The sequence below is a fragment of the Cellulomonas massiliensis JC225 genome (assembly GCF_000312005.1).
GTDB classification, from domain to species: Bacteria; Actinomycetota; Actinomycetes; order Actinomycetales; family Cellulomonadaceae; genus Cellulomonas; species Cellulomonas massiliensis.
In genome coordinates this window covers 748,575-753,675 of the sequence record NZ_HE978588.1, presented here as the reverse complement: position 1 = coordinate 753,675, position 5,101 = coordinate 748,575, and the positions used below count along the sequence as shown (strand labels likewise).

The 5,101-nt window shown below is 75.9% G+C and carries 4 protein-coding genes; 3 read left to right on the top strand and 1 reads right to left on the bottom strand.

The window, feature by feature from the left end:
• The 3 genes from HGCM_RS16690 to HGCM_RS03550 form a co-directional block, all read left to right on the top strand.
• Positions 1-1,818 (top strand): bifunctional copper resistance protein CopD/cytochrome c oxidase assembly protein (locus HGCM_RS16690; RefSeq protein ID WP_019135511.1); only part of this gene is annotated, 1,818 nt, incomplete at its 5' end.
• Positions 1,819-1,869: 51 nt separating this feature from the next.
• Positions 1,870-3,966, top strand: coding sequence for a S9 family peptidase (locus HGCM_RS03555; RefSeq protein ID WP_019135510.1), 2,097 nt, complete (start codon positions 1,870-1,872; stop codon positions 3,964-3,966).
• A gap of 120 nt (positions 3,967-4,086) precedes the next feature.
• Positions 4,087-4,320 carry a DUF6458 family protein gene (locus tag HGCM_RS03550; protein ID WP_019135509.1) on the top strand — a complete coding sequence of 78 codons (234 nt, stop codon included), beginning with the start codon at positions 4,087-4,089 and terminating at the stop codon, positions 4,318-4,320.
• A gap of 69 nt (positions 4,321-4,389) precedes the next feature.
• Here the strand turns inward: HGCM_RS03550 and HGCM_RS16685 are convergent.
• Positions 4,390-5,101 (bottom strand): matrixin family metalloprotease (locus tag HGCM_RS16685; protein ID WP_161604959.1); only part of this gene is annotated, 712 nt, incomplete at its 5' end.

Sequence of the window (5,101 nt, the reverse complement as noted above, 5' to 3'; positions counted from 1 at the left end):
GGCGGCGGGCGGGCCGGCGTCGCCGACGGTCGGGCCTGGCCGCGCGCCCTCGTCGTCGGCGCGTGGGGCGCCGGTGCGTGGACGGTGCTGTCGATCGTGCGGCTGGTCCTCACCTACGGCTCGGTCGCCGGGCGGTCGCCGGCCGCGGAGGGCTTCGGCGCGGAGCTCGGCGTGTTCGTCACGCAGGTCGAGCTCGGCCGCACCCTGCTGTTCATCACGATGTGCGCCGCGGTCGTCACCGCGCTCGCGCTCGTCGTCCAGACGCCCACGGGCGCGGCCTGGACCGTGCTGCCGGTGCTCGCCGCGCTGTGGCAGCAGGCGCAGCTCGGGCACGCGTCCGGCGCGACGGGGCACGCGCAGGCGGTCTCGTCGATGGCGCTGCACCTGGTCGGGGCGGCGGTCTGGATCGGCGGGCTGGCGGTGCTCGCGCTCGTGGTCCGCGACGTGCGGACCGACCTCTCGGCCGCCGTCGCCCGGTACTCGGCCGTCGCCGGCTGGTGCTTCGCCGCGGTCGCGCTGTCGGGGGTGGTGAACGGCCTGCTGCGGGTGGACTCCCTCGCGCAGCTCGGCACCGACTACGGCCTCCTGCTCGTCGCGAAGGTCGTGCTGTTCGGGGTGCTCGGGCTGCTCGGGCTCGCGCACCGGCGTGCCGTCATCCCGCGGCTCGCGGGCGGCGGCCGGGCCGGCGACACGGTCGCGCGCGCGGGCGGCGCGCTGTTCTGGCGGCTCGTCGCCGTGGAGCTCGTCGTCATGGGCGCGGTCTCCGGCGTCGCCGTCGCGCTCGGCTCGACGGCCCCGCCGGTCCCGGACGAGCCGCCCGCCGACGCGACGCCCGCCTACCAGCTCACCGGCAGCCCGCTGCCGCCGGAGCCGACGGCGGAGCGGTGGTTCACGCTGTGGGGCTGGGACTGGCTGCTCGTCGCCGCCGCCGTCGCGGGGATCGTCGTCTACGTGCGCTGGGTCGTGCGGCTGCGCCGCCGCGGCGACCACTGGTCGCTCGCCCGCACCGCGTCGTGGGTCGCGGGCATGCTGCTGTTCGGGTGGGCGACGTCGGGCGGCCCGGCGGTGTACGGCCAGGTGCTGTTCAGCGCGCACATGGTCGAGCACATGGTGCTGGCGATGGTCGTGCCGGTGCTGATCGTGCTCTCCGCGCCCGTGACGCTGGCGCTGCGCGCCCTGCCGGTGCGCAGCACGCGGCTGCGGGAGGACGCCTCGCGCGGGCCGCGCGAGTGGATCCTCGTCCTGGTGCACAGCCGCTTCGGCCGGTTCGTCGCGCACCCCGTCGTCGCGGCCGTGATCTTCGTCGTCTCGATGGTCGCCTTCTACTACACGGCCGTGTTCGAGTGGTCGCTGCGGGACCACGTCGGGCACCTGTTCATGACCGTGCACTTCACGCTCGCGGGGTACCTGTTCGCGAACGCCATGGTGGGCATCGACCCGGGGCCGTCCCGCCCGCCGTACCCCCAGCGGCTGCTGCTGCTGTTCGCGACGATGGCGTTCCACGCCTTCTTCGGGGTCGCGCTCGTCTCCGGCGAGGCGCTGCTGGTCGCGGACTGGTTCGGCCTCATGGGCCGGCCGTGGGGGCCGTCGGCCATCGTCGACCAGCAGCGCGGCGGCGGCATCGCCTGGGGCATCGGCGAGCTGCCGACGCTGGCGCTCGCGATCGGCGTCGCCGTGCAGTGGGCCCGCGACGACGAGCGCACCGCGCGGCGCCGCGACCGCAAGGTCGAGCGCTTCGGGGACACGGAGCTCGACGACTACAACGCGATGCTCGGCCGCCTGGCGGAGCGCGACGGGCAGCGGCCGGCGCCGGACTGAGGTGCGGCAATCGACGCGCCCCGCCGTCGGGGCGCGTGGTAGGACGGACGCGTGACCGACGACGCCACCACCCCGTCCACGCCCTTCCACGACCTCGACGAGTACGTCGCCCTGCCGCGCACCAGCGGCCTGGTGCTCTCGCCGGACGGCTCCCGCCTCGTGACCGCGGTCGCGACGCTCGACACCAAGCGCACGCGGTACGTGACCTCGCTGTGGGAGGTCGACCCGAGCGGCGAGCGCCCCGCGCGGCGGCTGACCCGCGGCGCGAAGGGTGAGGCGGGCGCCGCGTTCACCCCCGAGGGCGACCTGCTGTTCACGGCGGCACGCCCGGACCCGGACGGCGACGACGACGACGACCCGAAGCCGTCCCTGTGGCTGCTGCCGGCCGACGGCGCCGAGGCCCGCCTCGTGGCGCGCCGCGGCGCCGGCGTGGGCGGCCTGCGCGTCGCCGCGGACGCCGGCACGGTGCTTCTGGTCGCGGACGTGCTGCCGTCGGCCACCGACGAGGCGTCCGACGACGAGCTGCGCAAGGCCCGCAAGGACAAGAAGGTCTCGGCGATCCTGCACACCGGCTACCCCGTCCGGTACTGGGACCACGACCTCGGCCCCGCGCAGCCGCACCTGCTCGTCGCCGACGTGGGCGACGACGTCGTGCACCCCGCGGCCGGCGCCCCCGACCCGCGGCTCGCGCTGCGCGACGTGACCACCGACGCGGGCGCCGCCCTCGTCGAGCAGGAGCCGGCCATCAGCCCGGACGGCCGGACGGTCGTCACCGGCTGGAACCGGCCGCTGGCGCGCGGCGACCAGCGCGTCGTGATCGTCGCCGTCGACGTGGCCACGGGGGAGCGGCGGGTCCTGGTCGACGACCCGGAGGCGGACGTCTTCGCGCCCGTGGTGTCACCCGACGGGCAGTGGGTCGCGTTCTCGCGGGAGACGCACTCCACGCCGCACGAGGCGCCGCGCCTGCAGGTGGCGGTCGTGCCGCTCGCCGGGGGCGACGTGCGGGTGCTCGCGCCGCAGTGGGACCGCTGGCCGCACGACCCGGTGTGGCTGCCGGGGTCCGACGCGCTCGTGGTGCAGGCGGACGACGACGGCCGCGGGCCGCTCTTCCGGCTCGGGCTGGACGACTCCGTCGCGCGCCTGACGAGCGACGACGCGACGTTCACGGACGTGCGCGTGCACCCGGACGGGACCGTGCTGTTCGCGAACCGCACGTCCTACCTCGCGCCGTCGCACCCCGTGCGCGTGGACCTCGTCGCCGCCGCGGACGGCCCGGTCGAGGCGACGGCGCTGCGCGGGCCCGCCCCGCTGCCGGCGCTGCCCGGCACGCTCACCGAGGTCGAGACGACCGTGGCGGACGGCCGCCGCGTGCGGGCGTGGCTCGCGCTGCCCGAGGGCGCATCCGCCGCGGACCCGGCCCCCCTGCTGCTGTGGATCCACGGCGGCCCGCTCAACTCGTGGAACGCGTGGTCGTGGCGGTGGAACCCGTGGCTGCTCGTCGCGCAGGGCTACGCCGTGCTCCTGCCCGACCCGGCCCTGTCGACGGGCTACGGCCAGCAGATGGTGCAGGCGGGCTGGGGCGCGTGGGGCGCCGCGCCGTTCACCGACCTCATGGCGATCACCGACGTGACCGAGCAGCGCGCCGACGTCGACGAGACGCGCACCGCGGCGATGGGCGGCTCGTTCGGCGGGTACATGGCGAACTGGGTCGCGGGGCACACCGACCGCTTCCGGGCGGTCGTCACGCACGCGAGCCTGTGGGCGCTCGACCAGTTCGGGCCGACCACGGACGCGTCGTTCTACTGGGCCCGCGAGATGACCCCGGAGATGGCGCTCGCGAGCTCGCCGCACCTGCACGTCGGGAACATCCGCACGCCGGTGCTCGTCGTGCACGGCGACCGCGACTACCGCGTGCCGATCGGCGAGGGCCTGCGCCTGTGGTGGGATCTGCTGTCCCGCTCGGGCCTGCCGGCCGACGACGAGGGCCGCACCGTCCACCGGTTCCTGTACTTCCCCGACGAGAACCACTGGGTGCTCGCCCCGCAGCACGCCGTCGTCTGGTACCAGGCCGTCGAGGCGTTCCTGGCCGAGCACGTGCTGGGCCTGACGGGCCCCGACGCACCCGGGTACCCGACGACGCTCGGCTGACGGGTCACGCGGACGGGTGACCGCCCCGGTTCTCGACATGCGGACCGGCCGCAGCCGCAGGAGACTCGCCGGGAGCCGGACGCCACCCCCGACGGTCCGGCCCGAGCGAAGGAGCACTCCATGGGTATCGGTGGTGGCATCGCCCTCATCGTCATCGGCGCGATCCTCGCGTTCGCCGTCCGCGACTCCATCAGCGGCGTCGACCTGTCGATGATCGGCTACATCTGCATCGGTGCGGGTGTGCTCGCGCTGATCCTCTCGATCGCGATCAACGCGCAGCGGTCGAACACCTCGCACAAGGAGGTCGTCGAGCGGCGCGACTACGGCTCGCAGCCGCCGCCGCCCACGGCCTGACACCGGCGCGGACCACGGCCGGCGGACGGGGACACCCCGGCCGCCGGCCGTCGCGCGTCCGGCGCCGGCTCAGTCCCGCGCGCCGCCGGCGCCGGGCAGGCACTCCCCGTACAGGGCCTGCAGACCGGCCACGTCCCCGGTCCCGAGCACGTTCGACTCGCCGGTGGGGTACATCAGCTGCGAGCGGTCGTCGGTGTGGTCCAGGCCGAGCACGTGCGCGAGCTCGTGCACCACGGTGGACTCGATCGTGGCGAGCCCGTTGCGCGGCCGCCGCGCGAGCAGCTCGCGCGACTGCGGCCCGTCGAGCGTGATCGCGCCGGTGACGTACCGCCAGGAGCCGCTCGACCGGCGCCCGACCGACACGGAGCCGCCCAGCCCGATGACGTCGCCCTCCAGCCGCGGCGTCTCCGCAGGGTCCGACCACGCGACGAGGATCGGCGCGTAGCCGCTGCCGTACCGCGACTGGCGCAGCGGACGGTCGGCGGACGGCCGCTCGGAGGTCTCGCCCGCGTACTCGAACTGCACGCCCGTCGCGCGCGTCATGCGCGTGAACGCCCGCAGGATCGCGTCGGTGCCGCCCTCGGGCGAGCCGGTCGGGTCGACGACGAACCGCAGCGGGCCGCAGGACTCGTACGACACCGGGGACCCGTCGGCGTTCGTGCTCAGGAACGCGTACGAGCCGTCGGGCGCCGTGCCCGGCCCGGGCGCCGCGTCCGCCGCCGGAGAGCGCCCGCCCGCGAGGGCCGCGACCAGGACGGTGCCGGCCACCACCGCGGCGACG

Coding starts and splice junctions, on each gene's coding strand:
- HGCM_RS03550 (WP_019135509.1), top strand. CDS start 4,087: ATGGGTATCGGTGGTGGCATCGCCCTCATCGTCATCGGCGCGATCCTC.